At 60.3% G+C, this 23,819-nt stretch carries 19 protein-coding genes; 12 read left to right on the forward strand and 7 right to left on the reverse strand.

Annotated features, from left to right (window positions below; all coding sequences use genetic code 11):
* The 4 genes from ACN0SY_RS07350 to flaF form a co-directional block, all read left to right on the forward strand.
* The coding region (locus ACN0SY_RS07350) for a flagellin (protein ID WP_417687187.1) at positions 1-135 on the forward strand (135 nt) is incomplete at its 5' end.
* Positions 136-422: 287 nt separating this feature from the next.
* Positions 423-1,928: a flagellin gene (locus tag ACN0SY_RS07355; protein ID WP_417685922.1), complete on the forward strand. Its 1,506-nt coding sequence runs from the start codon at positions 423-425 to the stop codon at positions 1,926-1,928.
* Between the two features lie 90 nt (positions 1,929-2,018).
* Positions 2,019-2,513: a flagellar biosynthesis repressor FlbT gene (flbT, locus tag ACN0SY_RS07360; RefSeq protein WP_417685924.1), complete on the forward strand. Its 495-nt coding sequence runs from the start codon at positions 2,019-2,021 to the stop codon at positions 2,511-2,513.
* Positions 2,395-2,769 (forward strand): flagellar biosynthesis regulator FlaF, encoded by a 375-nt coding sequence (flaF, locus tag ACN0SY_RS07365; RefSeq protein WP_417685926.1) that lies wholly within the window; start codon positions 2,395-2,397, stop codon positions 2,767-2,769. Before flbT ends, flaF begins: the two co-directional genes overlap by 119 nt.
* Before the next feature lie 111 nt (positions 2,770-2,880).
* Here flaF and ACN0SY_RS07370 read toward each other — a convergent pair whose 3' ends face one another.
* From ACN0SY_RS07370 to ACN0SY_RS07380, 3 genes are all read right to left on the reverse strand, one after another.
* A complete protein-coding gene (locus ACN0SY_RS07370; protein ID WP_417685928.1) occupies positions 2,881-4,419 on the reverse strand; it encodes a flagellar protein in 1,539 nt (512 codons plus the stop codon).
* Positions 4,420-4,429: 10 nt separating this feature from the next.
* Positions 4,430-6,283, reverse strand: coding sequence for a flagellar hook-associated protein FlgK (gene flgK, locus ACN0SY_RS07375; RefSeq protein WP_417685930.1), 1,854 nt, complete (start codon positions 6,281-6,283; stop codon positions 4,430-4,432).
* Positions 6,284-6,351: 68 nt separating this feature from the next.
* On the reverse strand, positions 6,352-7,725 hold the full coding sequence (locus tag ACN0SY_RS07380) for a flagellar hook protein FlgE (protein ID WP_417685932.1): 1,374 nt from the start codon (positions 7,723-7,725) through the stop codon (positions 6,352-6,354).
* Positions 7,726-8,017: 292 nt separating this feature from the next.
* Here ACN0SY_RS07380 and ACN0SY_RS07385 point away from each other — a divergent pair, with 292 nt between their 5' ends.
* From ACN0SY_RS07385 to ACN0SY_RS07410, 6 genes are all read left to right on the forward strand, one after another.
* Positions 8,018-8,863 (forward strand): AAA family ATPase, encoded by an 846-nt coding sequence (locus ACN0SY_RS07385; protein ID WP_417685933.1) that lies wholly within the window; start codon positions 8,018-8,020, stop codon positions 8,861-8,863.
* Between the two features lie 52 nt (positions 8,864-8,915).
* On the forward strand, positions 8,916-9,461 hold the full coding sequence (locus ACN0SY_RS07390; RefSeq protein ID WP_417685935.1) for a hypothetical protein: 546 nt from the start codon (positions 8,916-8,918) through the stop codon (positions 9,459-9,461).
* 75 nt (positions 9,462-9,536) lie between these two features.
* Complete coding sequence (locus tag ACN0SY_RS07395) at positions 9,537-10,064, forward strand: SixA phosphatase family protein (RefSeq protein ID WP_417685937.1); 528 nt, start codon at positions 9,537-9,539, stop codon at positions 10,062-10,064.
* Between the two features lie 48 nt (positions 10,065-10,112).
* Entirely contained in the window at positions 10,113-11,594 is a 1,482-nt protein-coding gene (locus ACN0SY_RS07400; protein ID WP_417685939.1) for a YcjX family protein, read from the forward strand.
* Entirely contained in the window at positions 11,591-12,655 is a 1,065-nt protein-coding gene (locus ACN0SY_RS07405; protein WP_417685941.1) for a YcjF family protein, read from the forward strand. The genes ACN0SY_RS07400 and ACN0SY_RS07405 overlap by 4 nt, the downstream gene beginning before the upstream one ends.
* Positions 12,656-12,698: 43 nt before the next feature.
* Positions 12,699-13,874: a vWA domain-containing protein gene (locus tag ACN0SY_RS07410; protein WP_417685943.1), complete on the forward strand. Its 1,176-nt coding sequence runs from the start codon at positions 12,699-12,701 to the stop codon at positions 13,872-13,874.
* A gap of 71 nt (positions 13,875-13,945) precedes the next feature.
* On the opposite strand, the gene ACN0SY_RS07415 is transcribed toward ACN0SY_RS07410, so the two are convergent.
* Together ACN0SY_RS07415 and ACN0SY_RS07420 are read right to left on the reverse strand one after the other, a co-directional pair.
* Positions 13,946-14,368 carry a universal stress protein gene (locus ACN0SY_RS07415; protein WP_417685944.1) on the reverse strand — a complete coding sequence of 141 codons (423 nt, stop codon included), beginning with the start codon at positions 14,366-14,368 and terminating at the stop codon, positions 13,946-13,948.
* A gap of 64 nt (positions 14,369-14,432) precedes the next feature.
* On the reverse strand, positions 14,433-15,233 hold the full coding sequence (locus tag ACN0SY_RS07420; protein ID WP_417685946.1) for an AraC family transcriptional regulator: 801 nt from the start codon (positions 15,231-15,233) through the stop codon (positions 14,433-14,435).
* 131 nt (positions 15,234-15,364) lie between these two features.
* On the opposite strand from ACN0SY_RS07420, the gene ACN0SY_RS07425 reads away from it, so the two are divergent.
* The gene (locus ACN0SY_RS07425; protein ID WP_417685948.1) at positions 15,365-16,591 is read left to right on the forward strand and encodes an MFS transporter; all 1,227 of its coding nucleotides are present in this window, start codon (positions 15,365-15,367) and stop codon (positions 16,589-16,591) included.
* A gap of 113 nt (positions 16,592-16,704) precedes the next feature.
* Here the strand turns inward: ACN0SY_RS07425 and ACN0SY_RS07430 are convergent, their stop codons facing one another.
* Both ACN0SY_RS07430 and ACN0SY_RS07435 read right to left on the reverse strand, forming a co-directional pair.
* Positions 16,705-17,025: a 2Fe-2S iron-sulfur cluster-binding protein gene (locus ACN0SY_RS07430; protein WP_417685950.1), complete on the reverse strand. Its 321-nt coding sequence runs from the start codon at positions 17,023-17,025 to the stop codon at positions 16,705-16,707.
* 225 nt (positions 17,026-17,250) lie between these two features.
* Complete coding sequence (locus tag ACN0SY_RS07435; RefSeq protein WP_417685952.1) at positions 17,251-17,613, reverse strand: Hpt domain-containing protein; 363 nt, start codon at positions 17,611-17,613, stop codon at positions 17,251-17,253.
* A gap of 865 nt (positions 17,614-18,478) precedes the next feature.
* Here ACN0SY_RS07435 and ACN0SY_RS07440 point away from each other — a divergent pair.
* Positions 18,479-23,806 carry an antitoxin gene (locus ACN0SY_RS07440; protein ID WP_417685953.1) on the forward strand — a complete coding sequence of 1,776 codons (5,328 nt, stop codon included), beginning with the start codon at positions 18,479-18,481 and terminating at the stop codon, positions 23,804-23,806.
* The last annotated feature ends 13 nt before the right edge of the window (positions 23,807-23,819 follow it).

Genomic DNA, 23,819 nt, shown 5'->3' on the forward strand with positions numbered 1-23,819 from the left:
GCAGGTAAACTGACCCTGGCTGATACCAACGAGGAAGGTGCAAACCTCCTGGCCCTGCAGACCCGCCAGCAGCTTGCATCAACGTCCCTCTCGTTCGCGTCGCAGGCGGACCAGACGGTTCTCTCCCTCTTCTAAGAAGAATCAGTCAGACGCACGACTCACAAGCTGACAACCAGGAACGGCGGGGCATTGCCCCGCCGTTTTGCATTTGGCGGCATTAACACCCTCCAAAACTTGAATTTTTTTCCCGAACGAATCCAACTACTTAAAAGAAAGTTTTTGGTAACTCTTCTTACCAAACCTTTAACAGGTGCACGGTCGCTTAACTTTCCATTTACAATTTGAGGATCGAGACCTTCTGCCAGAAGGCATTGGAAACGCGTGCCTATCAATTCAGGCACCAAATGATGTGGTGAGCCCAAATGAGCGATATTGTTCTTTCGAGTGCCGTTCGGGAAAACTTGCTCTCGTTGAAAAGCACGGCGAAGCTGCAGTCGACAACGCAAAACCGTCTCGCGACCGGTTTGAAGGTCAACTCCGCCCTGGACAATCCGAACTCGTTCTTCACCGCAGCAGGTCTGACTGACCGGGCGAACGACCTGTCCAACCTGCTCGACAACATGGGCCAGGCCGTCCAGACGATCCGCGCAGCGGACGACGGCATCACCGCAATCACCAAACTCGTTGAGTCCGCAAAGGCAATCGCCAACCAGGCGCTGCAGACCCAGAGCGAATACCAACGCAAGACCTACGCCGAGCGCTATAATGACATTCTCGAGCAGATCGAGGATCTGGCGCGCGACTCCGACTACAAGGGCAAGAACCTTCTGGCGGGCGCAGGCAACGAACTGCAGGTTATCTTCAACGAGGACAGCACCTCGAACCTGACCGTCCATCCGGTCGATTTCACCGATACCACGCTGTCCACCGGGCTTGCCCTGAACGACCTTGGCGTCGGTGCCGGGGCAACAAATTCCTTTACCCTCGCGGCAGGAACGACGACCCTCGATCTGACGGGATTGCAGGCATCGTCCAAACTGTCCGACCTGGCCGACTGGGCAGACGGTGACCAGGTCACCATCTTCGACGGTACGACCACCAAGACCCTGACTGTGGGCTCCAACCCGGGCGAGATCGAGACCGTTCAGGATTACGTCAACGCCATCAACGATATGCAGGGTTTGAAGGCGACTTTTGACGAGGATACCGATCAGATCACCGTCGTTTCCGGCCTCGATCCGGCCGTATCCCTGACGATCAACAAGGACAACGCCGGCGGTGGCAACGCAACCAACGGCGGCGTCGGCACCGGTACGACGACCCTTGTAACGTCGGTCATGACGGCAGGCTCTACCCTGATCAGCTCCGGTGGCTTCGATATCGACGATGTTCTCTACATCACCGATGGCAACGGCTTTGAAGCCGCCTCCATCGAGATCGACGAAAACACCACCGTCAGTGATCTGGTCAGCCTGATCAAGTCGGTCAAAGGCCTCGATGCCAACTTCACCGCGGGCAGCATCTCCTTGATCGGCGATGTCTCCTGGAGCATTACCAGCACCAATAACGACTTCAATATTCGCGATCTAAGCGTCACGGACGGCAGCGTGAATATCCTGGCAACCGACTCGGACTTCGCCAAGGACACTGACATCGAACGCGTGCTACAGTCGATCAACTCTGCGCTTGATGAGCTGCGTGCGGCCGCTGGCAACCTCGGCACGAGCCTGTCCACGGTGGAAATCCGGACGGATTTCACCGAAGAGCTGATCAACACGCTTGAAGTCGGCGCCGGCGCCCTGACGATCGCTGACATGAACGAGGAAGGCGCGAATATGCTGGCCCTCCAGACCCGTCAGCAGTTGTCGTCCACCGCCCTGTCCCTCGCCAACCAGGCAGAACAGAGCGTCTTGAGCCTGTTCGGTTAATCAAAACGGGTAATTCGTTAAGGTATCGGGCGCGGCGCGTTAACCTTTGCGCAACATTGGTGCCCGATACTGGGGAGTGGAGGTCAGGGAATGGCGCTCAAGGTCGAGCTTAAACCGGGCGAACGCATTATCATCGGTGACTCTGTAATCACCAATGACAACCAGCGGACCCGTTTGTTCATCGAAGGACAGGCGCCAATCCTGCGAGAAAAGGACATTCTCACACCGGCCACCGCGGATACACCAGCCAAACGCGTCTATCTAGCCGTGCAGCTTATGTATCTCTCCAGTGAAGTGGACAAAATTCAGGAGAATTACTTCACTCTTGTGAATGACATTGTAAAGGCAGCTCCGAGCACGATCCCATACGTTACGCGCATCAGTAACGCGATCATCGGCGGCGCTTTCTACAAGGCCCTGAAAGAAGCACGTAAGCTTATCGAGTACGAGAGGACGCTGATCGGTCATGTACAAACAGGCAGCGCAGGCTTACCAGAAGACGAGCCAGGTGGCGGTGTCGCCGAGGGAGCTGGAAGCGACCCTTCTGATGAAGGCAGCCGCCCGGCTACAATTGATCAAGGATGATTGGGAAGAAACCTCCTTCGCAGAGAAGGATGAGGCTCTATCCTACAACAGAAAGCTTTGGACGATCCTGGTGACTTCCGCCACGAGCGCGGAAAGCCAGCTTCCCCAGGACATCAAGAACAACATGGCGTCACTGGGCGTCTTCGTTTTCAAGCACACCATGGCAATAATGATCGATCCGGTGCCGGAGAAGCTCGGCACGCTTATCTCGATCAACCGCAACATTGCCGAAGGACTTCGCGCCCGCCCCGAATAGGCATGGCATGCAAGCGAACAAGAAAGGCCGGAGCATCAATCCATGCTCCGGCCTTTTCTATGTTTGTCGGTTTACTGCATCTGACGGCGGAACTACGTGCCGTCTCTGCCTTTAAAGATAATCGACGATGCTGAGCTGATAGACAATCGAGGATGCCCTGTAGGAGGCTTCGATGTTCGTCTGAAGCTGAAGGATCTCAGCGGCCAGCAGCTCGTTGTCGACGCCCTCTATGGTATCGATCGTCCCAAGATAGCTTGAACGCATCTGGTCGTGCCGGTCATCGGTGCTCTGCACGGTGCGGTAGGCGACCGAGATCTCTGTGGTGATATCCACGATGCCCGACTGGTCCGCCGTATCCGGCTCGAGGACGGTACGCATCCTGTCGCTGAGGGCAGAATAATGCAGCTTGGTCAGGTCGTAGCCATCGGAGAAATCGGCGCTGATGAAGGTCGCCAGGGCCTTGATGACATCCGTCAGCCCGTCCTCGTTCGCACGGGCTCCGTAGTTCACCGAAAGGTTGGTGTCGATCACCGCCGTCTTGTCGGCCCGTGCGTCGGTCGTTGCGCTGTTCTCACCGGTGTACCAGATGACCGTGTTGGCCGCGCCGGAGACAAGCCCTGTGGCGGTATCGAAGGGCGGTCCGTCCACACGCACGGGCTCACCGCCTGCGAAGGTATCGAAGAAGCTGTTCGCCGCCCATTCATCGGAGGCTGCCCTGAGCGTCGTTTGAGCCTCCTTTTCGAGCCTGGCGATCATCGCGTCGCGAAGATTGTTGGCCGTCTCCTCCAGGTCCGCCCCGATCGCAAAGGTGTCATCCTCGCCGCCAATCGAATTGGCGGTGAAGGTGAAGACCACCGGCTCGTCATGCGCCGGCGGCATGGTGAATTCCAGGGTGATGCTTTCGCCCAGCTCCGGCTGACCTGTGAACTGGATGTCGAAGCTGTCCGGATCCACTCCCCCAGCCGGACCGGTGATGGAAACATTGGTCAGGTTCGATGAAACTGCCGAGATATCGAAGCCGAAATCATGGGCCCCGTCTTCGGCAATCGTGAAGGTGGAATCCGTTGGCGTAGGACCGGCATAGTTGGTCGTCAGGGCGGACACGTCGAGCCGACCATTGTCGTTCGGACCGAGATTTGCCTGGTAGAATTCGTCCACGACCTGCCGCAGACCGGCACGTGTCAACGTTCCGTCCAGGATCTCCTTGACGCCGGCGACGGGGTCGTTCGTGGCATTGCTGCCGCCATAGAGATAGTGTCCGGCCACTTCCGTGTTCAGTAGGTTGACCGCTTCGTAGAGCAGGATCTCGGCGGTCGCCTGGGATCGGGTCTGCCCATCGGCCTGAAGCTCGAAATCATTTGGATCGATCGCGGACTTGCCGTCGATGCGAAGGTCTTCCAGGCGGTCCAGCGTCAGGTTCAACGTCTCGATGTGAAGGTTCGCGTGAACGATGGTTTCCTGGTAGGCCTCGATCCGGCCCACCCGCTGGGAAAGCTCGAGATCCAGCAAGCGGTTGTTGCCGATACCGCCATAGGTGCTGGAGACCTTGCCCGTTGCAAGCTGCGTAGTCTTTTCCGTCAGCGTCTTGCTCAGGCTGGTTACCTGCTTGGTCATGTATGACCGGGAAGTGGTAATCGTACCAATGGCCATGATGCACCTACTACACAGTATTCAACAGGACATCGAACAGCTCGTTCACCGCCTGCATGACCCTTGCGTTGGCCGCATAAGCGTTCTCGAGTTCGATCAGAAATGCCATTTCAGCGTCCACGTTGACCGAGTAGCTTTCCTCGTAGCGGATCGCCAGATTGGTGGTCAGCGTTTCCTTGGCCTGGGCATAGGCAGCCGCGTCGTTTGCCTGGTTTCCCTGATAGGCAACCACCTGGTTGACGTAGGCAAGCAATGTTCCCTCGTAGGGCGCGCCGGTATTCCCGATGCCCGCGCCCGCGTCGTAAGCCTTTGGAGTGGCCGTCAGCTTTTCGAGAAGATATTCGGCCCGAGCGGAATCATTGTCGGAGTTGACGCTCGGAACCGTCTCGTATGTGACGAGCAGCGAGCTGTCGGCCTTCAGGTCCGCATTGACCGCAAACGACTTCGCATATCCGACTCGCTGCCCACCGTTTTCCAGCGCATCGGTGAAGATCTCCTGCCCCGCCCTGCTGTCAACGAAGATGGACAGGCCAAGTCCCTGGTCGGTATTTGCCGTCGGTGTGATATTCGCGCTCAGGCTGGTCACTGCCGAGGGGGCGCTAACGTCGCCCAGAACCTGCAGATTGCCGGACCCATCGTCGCTGGCCTGAAGCGGCGTAGCGGCAAGGGCCGCAACCATCTGCGCTACATAAGTCGCCGGCGTTCCACTCGAAATATCAATACCATAGACCGTATCGTCCGGCCGTGCGGTCTCGGTATCGTCCAGCGGAAGCAGGGACGCATCGGTAACCGCGACGAAGGTTACGTTCTGCGTTGCGCCTGCCGTGTCGGTGTATGTCAAAGACACCGTATTGCCGGCCTGCAGTCCGGAAACGTCCAGAACGTAGCCGTCGTCCGGAACCACCGTGACCGCGCTCCCGGGCACCGTCACATTGGACATGGAAATCGAAAGTTCGGCGGCAATCGTGTCGAGCTGGCGCTGCGCCTCGACGAGAACCTCGTCGCGCATTTCGCTGAGCGCCACGATCGAACCTGATTGCGAGTTCTGGACCAGGTCGAACTTTGTGCCGCCGGGCGTGGTGGCGATGATGGAATTTCCGCTTTCCCCCGGCCGCAAGAAGGAGCTGGCAGTAAAGGAAACCGACGAAACCTGATTGTTGGCAAGAAGCTGCTGACCGGTATCGGTCTTGATCTGCAGCATGCCGCTGCTTTCCTCGGTCACCTCGATGTCGAGGTATCCGGAAAGCTGCTCGACGTAGCGATCACGCTGGTCGAGGAGATCGGCAACCGAGACATCAATGGAGCGGGATTCGTGTATTTTCTCGTCGATGTCCTGAAGGCTGACAAGAAGCTCATTGATGTCTTCGGCTTCCGCACGCATCAGGGTATCGGCGTCGATACGCATGTCTTCGATCGCCGTGTAGGACAGGTTCAACTGCCGCGCCAGCGCATCGGCCGCGGCCACCACCTCCTGCTGCGCCGGATAGCCGCCCGGGTCATTCACAAGCGACGAGAGCGCATTGGAATATTCCGTCATCAGCGAGTTCAGGCCCGACCCGTCCTCGAGCGTCCCGAACAGATCATCCAGCCGGCTGGTGAAGTTCGCGATCTGCGAAGCGTAATTGGTCTCCGACAGCGAGCTGAAATAGGAAGCCTGGATATTTTCGTCGACCACGCGACGGACTTCGCTCGACAGGATGCCGGAAACATTGCCGCGACCGTCGAAGAAGACGTTGGCCTCGACCGTCTTGGTCGAATACCCCTGCGTGTCCGCGTTGGCGATATTCGCCGCGGTGACGTCGATCTGCCGCTGATTGAACGTGAGGCCGAACAGGGCCGTGTTCAGAGCTGATGTCAGACCCATGGCTTCGCCTCCTTAACTCTTGACGCAGGGGTGGACCGGCGGGAGTCCCGTCCCGCCGGCAGGGCTTATTAGCGGACCATGTTCAGGGCATCGTCCAGCATCTCGTCGGACGATGTGACGACCTTGGAGTTTGCCGAATAGGCCTGCTGGGTGATGATCAGCTTGGAGAACTCCGAGGCGATATCCGCGTTGGACAGTTCCAGGGCGTTGGCGATGATCGCGCCGCCGCGGGTCAGGTCCGGCACGCCGGAGGTCGGTGTCGCGGCAAAGGCTGCACCATCCACACGCTCCAGCGCCTGCTCGGCATCAAAGGTCGCAAGCGGGATTTCATACAAGCCACGGGTCTGGCTGTTGGAGTAGCTGGCGTTGATACGGCCGGACTGGTCGATGGAGATACCGACGATCTCACCGGCCGCATAACCATCCTGATCCAGCGTCACCGAAGAAGCGACACCAGTCGGGTCGGAGTACTGGCTCAGAGCGCCATTCGGGAAGGAGATCTCGACGTTGGTTGTGGTCACGTCACCAACCTTGAGGGTACCGATGATGAAGCCATCCGATGTACCGTTGACCACACCGATATCACTAGCGACCACAGCGACCGCATCCAGGTCGCCCGACGCATCAAAGCTGACAGTCCCTACGCGGTTCCATGAGTTGGTCGCATCACCGCCAGTGCTGATATACATGGACCAATCATCATCGGTCGTATTGTTGGTCTTGCCCCAACGAACCTCGACATTCAGCGGCGTGCCGTTGTCGTTGTAGATGGTAACCGATCCGCCAGAGATGGTGCTATCGAGGAAAATATCTTCATTTGCCACGGTAACGGGACCGGTACCCAGCGTCGCATTCAGAAGCGACGTGGCCGGATCAGAACCATCGTAGTCATTGGTACGCGGGACGGTCGGCAGGTTCGCCTGATAGTCGATCAGCGTCGTTGCCTCCGCCGGGATCGGCTGGTCGTCGATCTGGATCACGCCAGGCGCATCACCGATCGGGTTGCCGGAATCCGGATCAAGCTGGAAGCCCATCAGGTAGTAGCCCGAGCTGTTGACCATGAAGCCGTTCTCATCGAGCTCGAAGTCACCGGCGCGGGTGTAGTAGCTGGTGTCCGCAAAAGTCGTCTGCCCGTCCACGACATCGTTGGCGGCTGTAACGACAAAATACCCGGACCCCTTGATGGCCATATAGGTATCGACGTCGTTGCCGGAGATATCACCCTGGATGGTGTTGGTTGCGCGCGACGTCGCGTAGGTCGTGCCGGAGACCTGATCCGCCTGAACGGTACCGCCACCCGAAACCAGATCGGAGAACGTGGTGTCCAGGCGCTTGTAGCCGGTGGTCTGTGAGTTGGCGACGTTACCGGAAATATTCTCCAGGGCCTGCGCCTGTGCCGCCAAGCCGGAAACTGCGGCGTTGATTGCTCCGTAAATACCCATGCTAGTTCCTCTTCAGGTCCGGGCCCTCGCCCAAATGTCTGCCGGAACAATCGCAATCGGCATGCCAATCCAGATCGACAAAATTTATTATTGTAATTCAATGACTTAAAATAAATCATTCCACAAAGCCATCACTCGCCCACTGGGAAGAAAGCGACCGAGAGGCAAAAGATTCCGGGTGAGCAGGAAAAAACCGTCTACCCGGCAGAACCTGCAGATGCGCCATCGCGTCTCTTGCGCAGTGCACACGCCGACCATAGTCTCTGCGCAAATGAAATGACGGGAATAGCGAATGCGCTTCGAAGGAACTGACAACTACATCGCGACCGAAGACCTGCGGATCGCAGTCAATGCAGCCGTTGCCCTGGAACGCCCGCTGCTGGTGAAAGGCGAACCTGGCACAGGCAAGACGATCCTCGCGGAGCAGGTCGCTGCCGCGCTCAATGCGCCACTGATCGAATGGCACGTGAAGTCGACCACGAAGGCACAGCAGGGCCTTTACGAATATGACGCGGTCTCTCGTCTGCGTGACAGCCAGCTTGGCGACGAGCGCGTGAAGGACATCAACAACTACATCCGCAAGGGCAAGCTTTGGGAGGCGTTTACCGCCCCGGAGCGTCCCGTCCTGCTGATCGACGAAATCGACAAGGCAGACATCGAGTTTCCAAACGATCTGCTGCTCGAACTCGACCGCATGCAGTTCCACGTCTATGAGACCGGCGAAACCGTCAAGGCGGTTCGCCGTCCCGTGGTAATCATCACCTCGAACAATGAGAAGGATCTGCCGGATGCCTTCCTGCGCCGGTGCTTCTTCCACTTCATCAAGTTCCCGGACAAGGACACGATGGCCGAGATCGTGGACGTTCATTTCCCCGGCCTGAAGCAACGCCTGCTGCACGAAGCCCTGACGCTGTTCTATCAGGTCCGCGACGTCCCCGGCCTGAAGAAGAAGCCTTCGACATCGGAACTGATCGACTGGATCAAGCTCCTCGTCAACGAAGACATTGATGCCGAGACCCTCAGGACGGCGGACAGCAAGAAGCTGATCCCGCCGCTTCACGGCGCACTTCTGAAGAACGAGCAGGACGTGCACCTGTTCGAAAGGCTTGCCTTCATGGCAAGGCGCGAACGACAATAGGATTTCGATTCTCCAGCCAGAGAAGACAATGACGCAGCCTGGGAACACAAGATTGACAGCGAGGCTCTTTTGTCTCGGTGCATGCCTTGTGGCCCTTGGTGTCCTATCCGGACCGATGGGCAAGGCGAACGCCCAGTCAAACACCGTCGAACAACAGGTAGGCTGGGTCAGCGACGTGCGCGGCATGCGCCACTTCAGCGGTCTTCGCTGTCCCGATATCGTCGGCGAACTCTTCCGCACCAAGGTTCTGGCCGCCGATGCGGACCGGCTGGCCGGCTGCGTTTATTCCGGGCGGGAAGGTCTGCGCGCGATCCTTCGCCAGCATGTCCCCGGCACAAGTTCGCGTGCCGCAAGCGATTATCTGAACAGCTACCGCTCAAGCGGCTTTCGCCGGGTGCAATTGTCGGGTGCGGGTGCAGGCGGCATCACTTTCGTCACCAATGACTGGACGCCGAACATTCAATACGAAACGCTCTGGCGCTTTGCCGGTGAAAAGGCCGATTTCACGGTCTGGATGTCCTACACGCTTCCCCAACAGGAAACGGACATCGGCCCTGCATTCGCCGCCTTCACCGATATATTGAACAGACAGAACTGACCGGAGCATCGCGGCGCACCCCAAACCCGAGCACCGCCGACAAACAAGAGCCGCCGGGCCACCTGGGAGAAACCTTTGCTTCGCTTGTTATTGCTACGCCACGCGAAATCCGACTGGGCCGATGCTGAATTGCGGGATTTCGACAGGCCGCTCAACAGCCGGGGACGCAGCGCCGCACGGGCCATGGCGACGTTTCTTGCAGAAGCCAAGCTGAAGCCAAACCTGATCCTGTGCTCCACCGCCCGGCGAACCCGCGAAACGCTGTCCCGGCTGCTTCCGGTCATGACGCACGAAGCGGACGTCAGGCTCCTGCATACCCTTTATGATGACAGTGAAGGCAATTACCTGCCGCAGATCCGCCAATTCGGCAAGGACGCCAGGACACTCATGGTGATCGGTCACAACCCTGCCATCGAGCAGTCCGCACATGGCCTCTTCGGCTCCGGCGAGATGGAGCTGAAATCGGACATGGAGCTAAAGTACCCCTCGGGAGCACTTGCAATCTACGAATGCCCGATCGACCGCTGGGCCGACCTCAAGCCGGAGACCTGTCGCCTCGAGGCCTTCATCAAGCCCCGCAGCCTTCCCGGCGAAGAGGGATGATTGCGAAGCCGAGCTTCAGTGCCTACATCACCGGGCGGAGGTAGACACTTGAAGCGACTGCAAAACCTGGCCGACGAAGCGCGGCTGACCCTTGCCAACATTACAGACGCAGCCACGGATCTGACCGTTCCGAGCGTTCGGCTCGGCGTAACCGGTCTGGCGAGGGCCGGCAAGACCGTCTTCATCACCGCACTCGTTCACAACCTGGTGCATGGCGGGCGCCTTCCGGTGTTCGGCGCCGCCGCCGGAGGACGGCTCACCCGTGCGTTCCTTCAGCCGCAGCCGGATGATGCTGTTCCCCGCTTCGACTATGAAACCCATGTGGCGGCTCTCGTCGACGAGCGCATCTGGCCGCAGTCGACCCGGCAGGTGTCCGAGCTTCGCCTCACGATCGAATATGAAAGTGCATCCTACCTTTCTCGCAAGCTCGGCCCTGGCAAGCTGCATCTGGACGTCATCGACTATCCGGGCGAATGGCTGCTTGATCTGCCGCTTCTGAAAAAGAGTTACGCCGAGTTTTCCGCAGAGGCCCTGTCGAGGGCGCGAGCCGCGAACCGTGCCCAGATCGCCGCGCCTTTCCTTCAGGAGCTCGACAAGATCGATCCGGACGGCCCTGAAACGGAGACCGAGGCCCAGCGCCTCTCAGGCGCGTTCAAGACTTATCTGGCCGCCTGCCGTGAAGATACGCACGCCCTCTCGATGCTGCCGCCGGGAAGGTTCCTGATGCCGGGCGATCTGGATGGTTCGCCTGCCCTCACCTTCGCCCCTCTCGATATTGCCTTCGATGCTGCACCGGCGCGAAGCGGCACCTTCCGGGCGATGATGGAACGGCGCTACGAGGCCTACAAGAGCCATGTCGTCAGGCCATTCTTCCGGGACCACTTTGCCCGCCTCGACCGCCAGATCGTCCTCGTCGATGTGCTTCATGCTCTCAACGCAGGACCCGATGCGCTTGCAGATCTGCAGGCAGCGCTCGGCGAGGTCCTGACCTCCTTTCGTCCGGGAAAACGCAGCTGGCTCGCCTCCATCCTGACCCGCCGGATCGACAGGATCCTGTTCGCCGCGACCAAGGCCGATCACCTCAACCGCACCGACCATGACCGGCTGCAGGCAATCCTGAAGCTGCTGGTTCAGCGCGGCATGGAGCACGCCCGGTTCAAGGGCGCCGAGGTGGACATCCTCGCCATGGCTGCCGTCAGGGCCACACGTGAGGCCTCCGTCAAGCATGCAGGCGAAGAGTTGCCGGCGATCCTCGGAACGCCGCTGCCGGGCGAGATGCTGGATGGCAAGAGCTTCGATGGAATGTCCGAAATCGCCATGTTCCCCGGGGATTTGCCGACAAATCCTGAATCAATTTTCCGGCCAGTTGAATCATCTTCTGAAAAAGTGACCTATGGTGATCCATCACTTCAATTCCTGCGTTTCCGCCCGCCAAAGCTCCAGCGCACGGCAGAGGGCATGAGCCTCTCGCTGCCCCATATCCGGCTTGACCGGGCGATTGAATTCCTGATCGGAGACCGCCTCGCATGACGCGCCGAACCGATGAAACCTCGTCCCCCTCTCCGACGAGGACCCAACGGCGTCCGGCGGCTTTCGCCCTTGATGACGAGCGGGTCCGCTTTGCGGACGACGAGCACGACCAAAGCCTGAGCGCGGAAGCGCTGATTACGCCCTATGACGAGATCGACGGGGTTCCCCGGCTTCCTGCCGAAGCCAGCCGCCCTCGCAAGGGCTTTTCCTTTGGCAAGTGGATCGCCATCGGCCTCGGCGGCCTTGTCAGCCTTTCCGTGGGACTTGCTATCGACAGCCTGATCCGGGACCTCTTTGCCCGCACCGACTGGCTGGGCTGGAGCGCTGTCGCGCTCGCCGGACTTGCCGCACTCGGTCTCCTCGGCCTGATTTTACGCGAGCTGCTCGGCATCATGCGCGTCGGCAAGATCGACCATCTGCGCGAAGGCCTTGGACAGGCAGCTGAGGCGGACGATGCGAAGGCAGCCCAACAGGGCTTGAAGGAGTTGCTCGGACTTTACGCCGACCGTCCGGAAACAGCGCGCGGCCGCAAGGCGCTTTCCGGCCACATGCGCGAAGTCATCGATGGCCGCGATCTGGTCATCCTGGCCGAACGGGACCTGCTGGCACCCCTTGATCTGGAAGCCCGGCGCATCGTCATGAACAGTGCCAAGCGGGTGTCTCTGGTAACCGCCGTCAGCCCGCGCGCCCTTGTGGATCTCCTTGCCGTGCTGTTCGAGAACATGCGCACGATCCGCAGGCTGTCCGCGCTTTACGGCGGCCGTCCCGGCACCCTCGGCTTCTTCCGGCTGGCCCGCCATGTGGCAACCCATCTTGCCCTGACCGGAGGTATGGCCGCGGGTGACAGCCTGGCGTCTCAGGTGCTCGGTCACGGGCTTGCAGCACGCCTTTCAGCGCGTCTCGGAGAAGGCGTGATCAACGGACTTCTGACCGCCCGCATCGGCATCGCCGCGATTGCGGTCTGCCGTCCCGTGCCCTTTGTCGCCACCAAGGGACCGAAGGTCTCGGACTTCATGAGCGAGCTGGTCAGGACAGCAGAGAAAGAAGACGGCGGGCGCTAGCTGGCGGCTCGACAGCTCAGCTGCACGCAGGTAATTTGCCCCCATGTTCATCGACTTCTTCACCGAGCTGAAATCTGCCGGCGTGCCGGTTTCCCTGCGCGAGTACCTGACGCTCATGGAAGCGCTGGAAAAGGATCTGGCAGAGCGCCGGGTCGAGGATTTCTACTATCTCGCCCGCACGGCGCTGGTGAAGGACGAGAGCAACCTCGACAAGTTCGACCGGGTTTTCGGCAATGTCTTCAAGGGTCTCGACCTGATGAGCGACGTGCCGGTCACCGACATCCCGGAAGAATGGCTACGCAAGCTCGCCGAAAAACATCTCTCGGAAGAGGAAAAAGCGCAGATCGAAGCCCTGGGCGGCTTTGAAAAGCTGATGGAGACCTTGCGGGAACGCCTCAAGGAACAGCAGAAGCGGCACCAGGGCGGAAACAAGTGGATCGGCACGGCCGGCACCTCGCCTTTCGGTGCCTACGGCTACAACCCGGAAGGCGTGCGCATCGGCCAACATGAAAGCCGCCACCGGCGCGCGGTCAAGGTCTGGGACAAGCGTGAGTTCAAGGACCTAGATGACAGCCTGGCGCTCGGCACCCGCAATATTCAGGTCGCCCTGAAAAGACTGCGCAATTTCGCGCGCACCGGAGCGGCAGAAGAACTCGACCTCGACAACACCATTCGCGCCACGGCCCACAGGGGCCTTCTGGATGTGAAGATGCGCCCCGAACGGCGCAATGCGGTCAAGGTTCTGCTGTTCTTCGATATCGGCGGCTCCATGGATGATCATATCCGCGTCTGCGAGGAGCTGTTCTCGGCCGCCCGCACCGAGTTCAAGGTCATGGAGCATTTCTACTTCCACAACTGCCTTTACGAGTATGTCTGGAAGGAGAACCGGCGACGTCATGCGGAGCGCATCAACACCATGGATGTGCTGCACAAGTATCCAGCCGACTACAAGGTGATCTTTGTCGGCGACGCCTCCATGAGCCCCTACGAGATCGCCTATGCTGGTGGGTCCGTGGAGCACTGGAACGAAGAGGCGGGGTCTGCCTGGATGCAAAGGGTGACCGGGCTATACAAAAGCGCTGTCTGGCTGAACCCGGTCCGCCAGGAGCACTGGGGCTATACCCATTCCATCCGCATGCTTCAGGAGCTGATGGAAAACCGCATGTACCCGCTCACTGTTGAGGGCCTGACGGAGGCCATGAAGGAGCTGGCACGCTAGTCACCTCTCAAACAACGAAAACCCCGGCCAGACACGCTGACCGGGGTCTCCTGTCGAGCAATTGGCACCCCTCAGCGCAACACCATCACCGAACACGGCGCATGGCGCACGATGTGGGCAGCGTTGGAACCGATGAAATAGGTCGAGAGACCCGGCTTGTGGCTGGTCATGAGAATGAGGTCGCAGTCGGCAGCCTGCGCTTCTTCCAGAACCTCATGATAAACGGAGCCGATCCGCACCTGGCTATCCACCACGCCGCCTGCAAGGCCCATCTTGGCGATGATTTCATCGAGCGTGGAACGGGTTTCGGCGACTTCCTTTTCCTGGAAACCTTCCGGCAACTGGCTGGCCACGAAGGTCTGGACTTCCGGGCACACGGCAACCAGATGGATCTTGGCGCCGTAATCCTTGGCAAAGGTTACGGCCTTTTCGATTGCAGCGTCGGCGAAAGCGGGTTCGGCCGGATCTATCGGCAGCAGGATTTTCTTGAACATTGAGCCCTCCTGAGTTGAGTTGGCTCACTCTCCGTCAGGGCGCTGACCTTGGCCATGAGGCAAATCAAATACCTGGATCCGATAAGAAATATCGGCCCGGAGTAACTCCGAACGCCTTCCGGAATGTCGAGACGAAGGCGCTGGGGCCCTCGTATCCAAGAAGATGGGATACCTCGGATACGGAGCCGCCCCCCGAGAGCAGCTCCAGCGCCCGGAAGAGTTTCGCTTGGTGACACCAGTTTCGATAACTCAGGCCGGTCTCGGCCTTGACCCGGCGCTCGAACGAACGCACTGACATGGCGCAGCTCTCTGCCGCCACCGCAAGCAAGGGGACCTCCGCCGGGCAACTCAAAATCCGCTCGCAAAGCTGACGCATGCGCGCCTCCTTGGGCATCGGCAGCTGCAGTGGGGCTGCGGGCAGCATCTTGAGCTGATCGAGAATGACGCCGACGATCCGCGCCTGCGGCCCGTCAACGATCTCTCTCCGCGGGTAAGACATGAATTCAAGGATCAGGGCGCGCAGCAATGTCGTCACTTGAAGTACTCGAGGCGTCTGAGGTAGCCGCTCGAGGTGCTCGCGGCCAAAATACATGTAGCGGACTTCCGTTTCGGCCAGATAGCGCGTCTGATGGTGCAGTCCCGCCGGTAGCCACACCGCCCGCTCAGGTGGCGCGAAGAAGGTCCCCACTTCGGTATCGATGGCAAGCGAACCGCGGACGACATGAAACAGCTGCCCGGTCGGATGATTGTGCCATGTCGTTACTTCGCCCGGCACACCCTCGGCGGCAAATGCCTGCACGGGCATGTCGGGCATCTTGGACGTCGTGACATAGTGATCCGGGTGGATCGATGCATCGCGCTGCATTATCGCCCTGCAAGTTCAGTATTTGGCGGGTCAGAAACATATGATGACGAAACAGCGCTAACACGCAAGCTCACCAGCGGCGTAAAAGCAATCCCAGACAGTTATTGAATTCCCTCAGGACAAAACCACACATGAGTTACTTCACCCGCAGCGCGGATCCCTCTGCTGTGACCGGTTGGCGTTCCCCGGCCGTACTTCTGATGATCATGGCTGGCGCCATGCAGTTGTCATTTGCCGCCTGGTGGAACCTGATGAACAACTTCGCCGTCCAGGAACTTTCGTTCACCGGGCGTGAAATCGGCATTCAGCAGTCCATCCGGGAAATCCCTGGCTTTCTGAGTTTCGCGGCGATCTACTTTCTGCTGGTCATGCGCGAGCAGACCCTCGCCTACATATCGCTTGCTTTTCTCGGCGTAGGTGTCGCGGTCACGGGTTATTTCCCAAGCGCCATGGGCTTTTACGTCACCACCTTCGTCATGTCGGTCGGGTTTCACTATTACGAGACCATGAACCAGTCGCTGTCGCTGCAGTGGTTGCCCAAAGCGACCGCTGCCGCGTCCATGGGCAAGATCATTTCGGTCGGCGCCTTTGCCCAGCTCATTGCCTACGGCCTCATCTTCATCGGTTGGAAGGCGTTCGACCTGTCCTTCACGACCGTGTTCCTCGTCGCAGGCGGCCTGACGTTGGTCGTACTCGCCGGCGTGGTGGCAATGTTCCCGAATTTCCGGGAAGGCACGCCGCAGCACAAGAAGCTGATCCTGCGCCGACGCTACTGGCTCTACTACGCCCTCACCTTCATGGCCGGGGCGCGGCGCCAGATCTTCACCGTCTTTGCCGGCTTCCTGATGGTCGAGCGTTTCGGCTACCACGTACATGAGGTGGCCGGACTGTTTCTGCTGAACGGCGCCTTCAACATGCTGCTCGCGCCAAAGATCGGTCAGCTGATTGTCCGCTTCGGAGAACGCAAGGCGCTCATGTTCGAATACGTCGGCCTGATCCTGGTGTTCGTCAGCTACGCCTTCGTCACCAATGCGACGGTCGCGGCGAGCCTCTATGTTCTCGACCACGCCTTCTTCGCCATCGCCATCGCGATCAAGACCTACTTCCAGAAGATCGCCGATCCGGCAGACATCGCGCCGACAGCTGGCGTTGCCTTCACGATCAACCACATCGCGGCGGTCTTCATACCCGTCGTCTTCGGGCTGGTCTGGCTGATCTCGCCAGCGGCGGTCTTCCTGTCCGGCGCGGCCATGGCCCTGGTCAGTCTGTTCCTGTCCAGCATGATCCCGCCGGCCCCTGAAGAGGGCCGCGAGGTGAATTTCTGGTTCCAGAAGCAGACGCCTCAGCCGGCGGAGTGAGCCCAGTACGACCTCAAAAAAGAAAAGCCCGCCAAATCGGCGGGCTTTTCTGTTGGCTGGAATCCAGGAAGTCCATGCCGGGGCACTCTCCTCAAGCCCCGGTCCACGGCGCCTCAGGCCTGGCGTTCGGGAACATGCACGACGAGACCGTCGAGTTCCTCGGTTACCTTGACCTGGCAGGACAGGCGAGAGGTCGGCTTCACGTCGTAGGCGAAGTCGAGCATGTCTTCTTCCATCGGCTCGGGCGAACCGACCTTGCCTGCCCAGGCCTCATCGACATAGACGTGACAGGTCGCACAGGCGCAGGCACCGCCGCATTCGGCCTCGATGCCCTGGACCATGTTCTTGATGGCGTTTTCCATGACGGTGGAACCGACGGGAGCGTCAACTTCGGTGCGCGCTCCGTCAGCGGTAACGTAAGTGATTTTTGGCATGATCCGCGTCTGATCAGATGAGGTGTAAGGGTTCTACCCCGACATAAAGAGTTCCGGTCAAAGGTCAAGGACCGACCTGCGGTTTGCGGAGGGCAGAGACGCTCAAATTTTCATGCAACGGGTGCCGATCCGCCTCTACCCCACCGCAGTTGCAGCCACAAAGCAGCGCGCTGTTAGGCATCCGCTTGAAGCGGCAGTGTCCCTCGATGCCGATCGCGTGATCGCTCACTCTTCCAGGATGTCATCGATGTAGGCATTGGCATCGCCAACGGCCTTTTCCAGGCTGATCAATGGCGGCTCACGGTTTTCCGCCAGTTCTGCCTCCAGTCCCTCGCAGACCAGTGCCACCTGTAGTGCGCCGACTGCACGGGCAGAGCCCTTCAGCGTATGCACCAGATCCTTGCGCATCTTGGGGGGCATCTCGCCACCAATGCGGCTCATCATGGACTGCGACTGGGCCTTGAACATCCGGAGGACTTCCAGTTCCAGGTCGCGGTTGCCGAGCGTAGAAGTTGCCAGTGCAACAAGATCGATAGGAGGCGTCGGATCCATGCGGCTGTCCGACCGAGCCATGGTTGCGATTGCCATTTTCGTACCCCGCACGATGTTCAGGTCTACCGAAACAGCTCCTCCAGGCCAATCCGGTCTCGATGACACGAGTGTGCGCCCGAAGAACGAACGAGGCGTTAAGACAGTCGCCAGCCGCCCCGTATGGACCGCTTCGGCGGCGATGTCCCCAATAAAGTGAATACTTGGTTAACGGCCGTAAATGAATTTTAAAGGCTTCTTTAAGACACTCGGAAAATCAGGCCCCTGTGCTGCTCACTGAAAGCTGCCGAGGCAAGCTGCGACCATAGGGGCTCACGGTCACTTGCTTTTGGCGGACAGCACCGAAATTCCCTTGTCGGTCAATTTGCAGACGAGCCAGTCAGGCTTGATTGGGTTGGAAAACCAAGGCTCTGCCCATCCTGCAGCAAGACAGGCGCGGATCGTACGGGCAGGAATTTCACGTCCGGCATCATCGAACAGAGGCAGTTTCCCACCCGGCTGTTCGAGGCCCTTCTGCAACCAACGCCTTTGCACATCGGTCGGCACATTGCGTCGTGCACCACCTTTTGGGGCACTCATTCGCGCGGACTTTTTCGGCCCTCCGGACTTCGCATTCTCTGTCATGTCCCGCCTCTACCTCCTTAAAAGGATTGCCGTTTGTTGTTCATTAGGAGAGAGTGTGCCATTAGGTAATGCGATGCGGCAAGGTGGGGAAAAGGCTCTTTGGTCATGTGACCTGAGCTGGTCAGCGGCGGCCCCCTTCCAGGCCAGGCCACGAGAAGCATTGACCCGCTATGGACCATACGTGCGTCAGTCGTTTCTCAGGGCCATTGCATTCGAAGAGCGAACCCGAACACGGGACGCTCGTCGATAGTAATGAGTAAGGAACTGAGGCGATCCTATCATGGCAAATCCCCCGAAGGTGAAAGATCCGGCGGAAGCAGCCCTGTCTGCTGTCGAAGAAGCGCTCAAGCTGGACTTCGGCGGCCCCGGCGCGAACAGCGATGCAGCTGAAACGGCGCCCAAGGCATCGGCAAGCGAACGCAATTCGGCACGGCAATCTGCCAACCAGCGCCAGGAGCAACGCTCGGCAAAGGAAGAGGCCAATGCACCGGCTCGTCGGCGCGGTCGCGGCAACCGTCCGCCCGCAGCAAACGACGACCGCCGCAACATCGGCAACCTCATTTATTCGCTTCAGCGCCGTCCGTCTTCGGCACCGTTCTGGGTTGCTCTCGTTCTGTCCGTCGTCTGGGCCACCGTCGGCACCAGCCTCACTCTTTCTTCCTTCGGCGACCAGCTTTCCGGTCTGTCCGATCTCGGCCAGCTTTCCGCCTCCCCGGCCCTGATCCTCGCCGCTGTCGCAATCATCGTCCCGATCGTCTTCTTCTGGGTCATGGCCATGATGATCTGGCGTGCGCAGGAAATGCGCATCGTCGCCCGTGGCATGACCGAAGTCGCCCTGCGCCTCGCAGAGCCGGAAGACATGGCCAAGGAATCCATCCTTTCGGTCGGCCAGGCCATCCGCCGTGAAGTCTCCGCAATGGGCGACGGCATCGAGCGTGCGATCGCCCGCGCCAGCGAACTCGAGGTGCTCGTGCACAACGAGGTTTCGTCACTGGAACGCTCCTACAACGACAACGAGCTGAAGATCCGTTCGCTGATCGAGGAACTGGTCAGCCAGCGCGAAGCCATCCAGATCAATGCCGACCGCGTCCGCGAAACCATTTCCGGCGCCCACGAAGCCTTCTCCTCGCAGCTTTCCAACACTTCCGACGAGTTCGGCTCCTCCGTGGATTCCGCCACCCAGCGCATGATGGATGCGGTCAACTCCCGCGTAGAGGAACTGACCTCCGCAGTTGACGGTCGCATCGAGTCCCTCAGCGCCAACCTGACCACGTCCGGCAACGAACTTGTCGAGGCACTGACGGTACGCGCCGATGACTACGTCGCCCGCCTCACCACAACCGGCAACGATCTGGTCGACAACCTGTCCCAGACAGGCAACCAGATGTGGGAAACCCTGTCGTCCCGCGGCAACGAGGTCAACGAGCGTTTCGCAGCCACCGCGAACTCCTTCGTCGAAACGCTGTCGAGCCGCGGCACCGAGATCAACGCGACGCTTTCTTCTTCCTCCGACCGCGTCATCGAAACCCTCAACGCCAAGGCGGACGAATTCCGCACGTCGCTGGAAAGCACCGGCGCGAACGTCGGCGAAACCATCAGCGCCCGCGGCGAAGAGATCAATGCCAACCTGTCTCTTACCAGTGGCCGCCTGATCGACACCGTCACAGCACGTACCGAGGAGCTGATCAGCACCGTCGACAGCCGTGTCACCAATCTCGACGCCTCTCTGGCCGAGACCGGCAACCGGGTCGTGGAAAGCATCTCCGAACGCGGTCAGGAAGTCACCAACACGATCTCCATCAAAGGTGCCGAGATCGTCGAGACCCTGTCCGAGCGCAGCACGGAAGTCGCTGAAATCCTTCGTGGAACCGGCGAGTCTATCGTGGTCGACCTGTCCCTGCGCGGTGGTGAAATCGCGTCCAAGCTGGACGAGACTGCCGGCAGCCTGACCGACACGATCACCGTACGTGGCGGCGAGCTTGCCGAGAAACTCGACACCATTTCCGAGCGGATCTACAACGCCATCTCGATCAACGGCTCCGAACTGGACGAGCGCCTGGCTGCGCGCGGCAATGAAATGGCCGCGATCATGGAACAGCAGAGCCTCGGCTTCCGCGAGTCGCTGGAAAGCATTTCCTCCGATATCTCGGCCAGCCTCGGCTACCAGACCTCCGAACTGACCCAGAAGCTGGCAGACACCGGCACGTCGCTCGCCGAACTCATCGGCTCGCGCGGCGCACGCGTCGTCGAGGACATCAATTCCGCAGGCTCCCAGATCTCCGACACGCTCGAGATCCGTGGCCAGATCCTGCAGGATGGCCTCTCCTCACGCCTCACTGATCTGGAAGGTATCGTTTCCGGCCGTGGCGGCGAACTGATGGAAGCATTCGACACCAAGACGCTGCTTCTGTCGGAATCCCTCGACTCGCGCCTTGCGACACTGGACAACACCTTCGCGACCCGCATCGACTCGATGGATGCATCGCTCGGCAGCCGTATCAACACGATCGATCTTACCCTCGATCAGCGCACGGCTTCCTTTGAAGCAGCTCTTGAGAGCCGGACCGCCCTTCTGTCCGACGCGATCGAGCAGCGCACCTCCGGCATCGCCGAAGCCCTGGAAGAGAAGACCCGGAACATCTCCGACATCCTCGCGGATCGTTCCGACGCCATCACGATCCAGCTTGGCCAGCGCGTCGAGGCAGCCGGCACCACCCTTGCCGACCGGGCAGAGGAAATTGCCCGCACGCTCGGCGAACGTGTCGATGTCGCGGCAACGTCGATGACCGAGAAGGCAGAGCACCTCGCAGAAACCATGACCAGCGGCACCGAGCGGATCGACGAGACCCTCGACAACCGCGCCCGTCAGATCAGCGAGACCCTGATTTCCCGCACCAAGGAAATCGCCAAGGCCTTCGTTGAGGGCCAGGACGAGATGACCACGGCACTCGACAACCGTCTCGCGGAGGCAGGCACTGTCCTCGCCCACCAGAGCGAGCAGCTGACCGAGTCCCTGTCCGAGCGCATTGCAGAGATCAACGTCTCGCTCGGCGCGAAGGTCTTCGAAGTCGCAGAGACACTCGATACCCGCGCCAGCCAGCTCGAAACAGTCCTCAACGAGCGCCTGGAAAGCATTTCCGGCACACTCACCGGCGAGAGCGAAAAGGCACGCGACATCCTGACAGGCATCATTGCAGAGGCAGGCGGCACGCTTTCCACCGAAAGCACCCGCATGCACGACATGATCAAGGATGCCGTCGCACAGGCCGTGGATGCCCTCGCAGACGAACGCAGCCGCACCGTTGACCTTGTGACCGGCACGGTGACCGACGCGACCGCCAAACTTTCGGGTGAAGGCGAACGCATGCGGCAGATTGTTCTGGGATCCGTTGGCGAGGCGCGCGGCGTTCTCGTCGGCGAAAGCCAGAAGGCGGCCGATGCCATCACCTCGGCCATGCATCAGGCGTCCGGTTCCATGTCTGGCGAAAGCGAGAGGATCCGCGAGCTCGTGCTATCCGCAGTCAGCGAAGCCGCACGGTCCATGGCGGCGGAAAGCGAAAAGGCACGTACCCTTTACGCCGGAACGCTGGCCGAATTCTCCGGTTCGCTCACAGGCGAAAGCGAGAAGGTCCGTACGGATCTGTCGCGCACCATCGCCGAGATCTCCGGCAACCTGTCGGCAGAGAGCGAACAGGCGCGCATGACCCTGGCGGCAACGCTGGAAGAAATCCGCGGCCAGATGACCGGCGAAGCCGACGTCATCCGCGCCCGTGTCAACAACGCCGTCAACGACGCGGCCAACATGCTGGCATCCCGTGGCAACGCGGTTGCAGCAGAGCTGCTTGAGACCGCCAACACCCTGAACGATGCCTTCGGCTCCCGTTCTGGCGAACTGGCCAAGTTGATCGGCACCGACGGCAACGAGCTGATCGCTGCCATCGAGACCCGTGCCCACGACCTCACCGGCCGCGTTTCCGAGATCCACAAGGCGATCCTGGACGCAATCACGGTCAAGGGCCAGCAGGTCAGCGACACCTTCGCCCAGAACGGCCTGGAAGCGACCCGCTCCCTCGTCGAAGCAGGCGACCGGATCGTTGCGACTCTCAACGAGCGCAGCGAGCATGCTGCAACCATGCTCAACGACACCAAGCGCCGTCTCGAGGCAGATGTCTCCGACATTCTCGACAAGCTCAACCAGTCGAACGAGATGCTGCAGACGGTCGTCACCTCCGCCGGCACCAACCTTGCGGACGTGGAAATCAACCTCGGCCGCCGTGCGGGCGAATTCCGCGCAGCTGTCGAACGCGCTGTGTCCGAGACCAATGTCTCGACGGGAGTGATCACCGATCAGGTGGACGCCCTGCGCACGGTAACCGAGACCACCCTCGCCGACGTCCAGTCGCTGGCGGCCCGCTTCGCTGACAATGCGAACGAGCTGTCCACTGCTGCCCGTCATCTGGAGGAAACCAACCGCTCGGTCGAGAACCGCGTTGCCGATCGCAAGACCGCGATCGAGCAGGTCGCCGACACGCTCCTGGCAAAGACGGAAGCTGTCGACAGCCTGATGCGTTCCTTCACCAACACCCTGTCCGAGACGCTGGAAACAGCCGACGACAAGGCACGAGATGCCGCCCGCATGCTGGGCGCCGCTGCCGAGGCTGCAACCAAGCAGGTAACCGAGCAGTTCGAATCCATGCGCCTCACGGCAGGCATGGAAGGCCAGAAGGCACGCGACGCGATCCGCTCGGCCCAGGACGACATCATGGCGGAAATGACCCGCACGGTGTCCGACGCGACCGAACGCTTCAGCGAGGCAGCAACCCGGATGCGCGATGTCGCCCGCGACGTACACCGCGAGCTGGAGGCAACCCGCAACGAGCTGAAGCAGGGCGTTCTCAACCTGCCGGAAGAGGCCGAGGAAAGCACCGCGGCCCTGCGCAAGGTGGTCAAGGAACAGATCCGCGCCCTGACCGAGCTGTCGGACATCGTCGCAAAGCAGTCCAGCGCACTGGATATCTCCCGTCCGCAGGATCGCCCGGCCCAGGTTGCCAGCGCATCGGCTTTCGCCGCGCCAGCTCGCCAACAGACTCCGGTTCAGCCGGCCGCTGAGAGCCGTCCGGCTCCGCGTCCGGCAGCAGAGCAGCCGCGTCGTCAGGCGCCGGCTTCTCAGGAGCCCGGTAGCAAGGGCTGGGTGTCGGACCTGCTGCGCCGCGCCTCACGCGATGAAGACCAGGCGGAAGCTGGTCAGACCCGCTCGCCGCTGCACACCGTCGAGAGCCTCAACTCGCTGTCGGTCGACATTGCAAGGGCAATCGATCACGAGACCTTCGTGGATCTGTGGGATCGCTACAAGCGCGGCGAACGGCACGTCTTCACGCGCCGCCTCTACACCCTGCAGGGTCAGCAGACCTTCGACGAGATCCGCCAGAAGTACGCTCGCGATCCGGAGTTCCGCAATGCCGTGGAACGCTATGTCGCAGACTTCGAACAGCTGCTCTCGCAGGTCTCGCGCAACGACCGCGACAACATGCTGGGTCAGACCTACCTGAGCTCCGACACGGGCAAGGTCTACACCATGCTCGCTCATGCAAGCGGACGTCTCGACTAAGTCGAACGACCAT

The organism is Roseibium sp., assembly GCF_048261595.1.
GTDB lineage: Bacteria > Pseudomonadota > Alphaproteobacteria > Rhizobiales > Stappiaceae > Roseibium.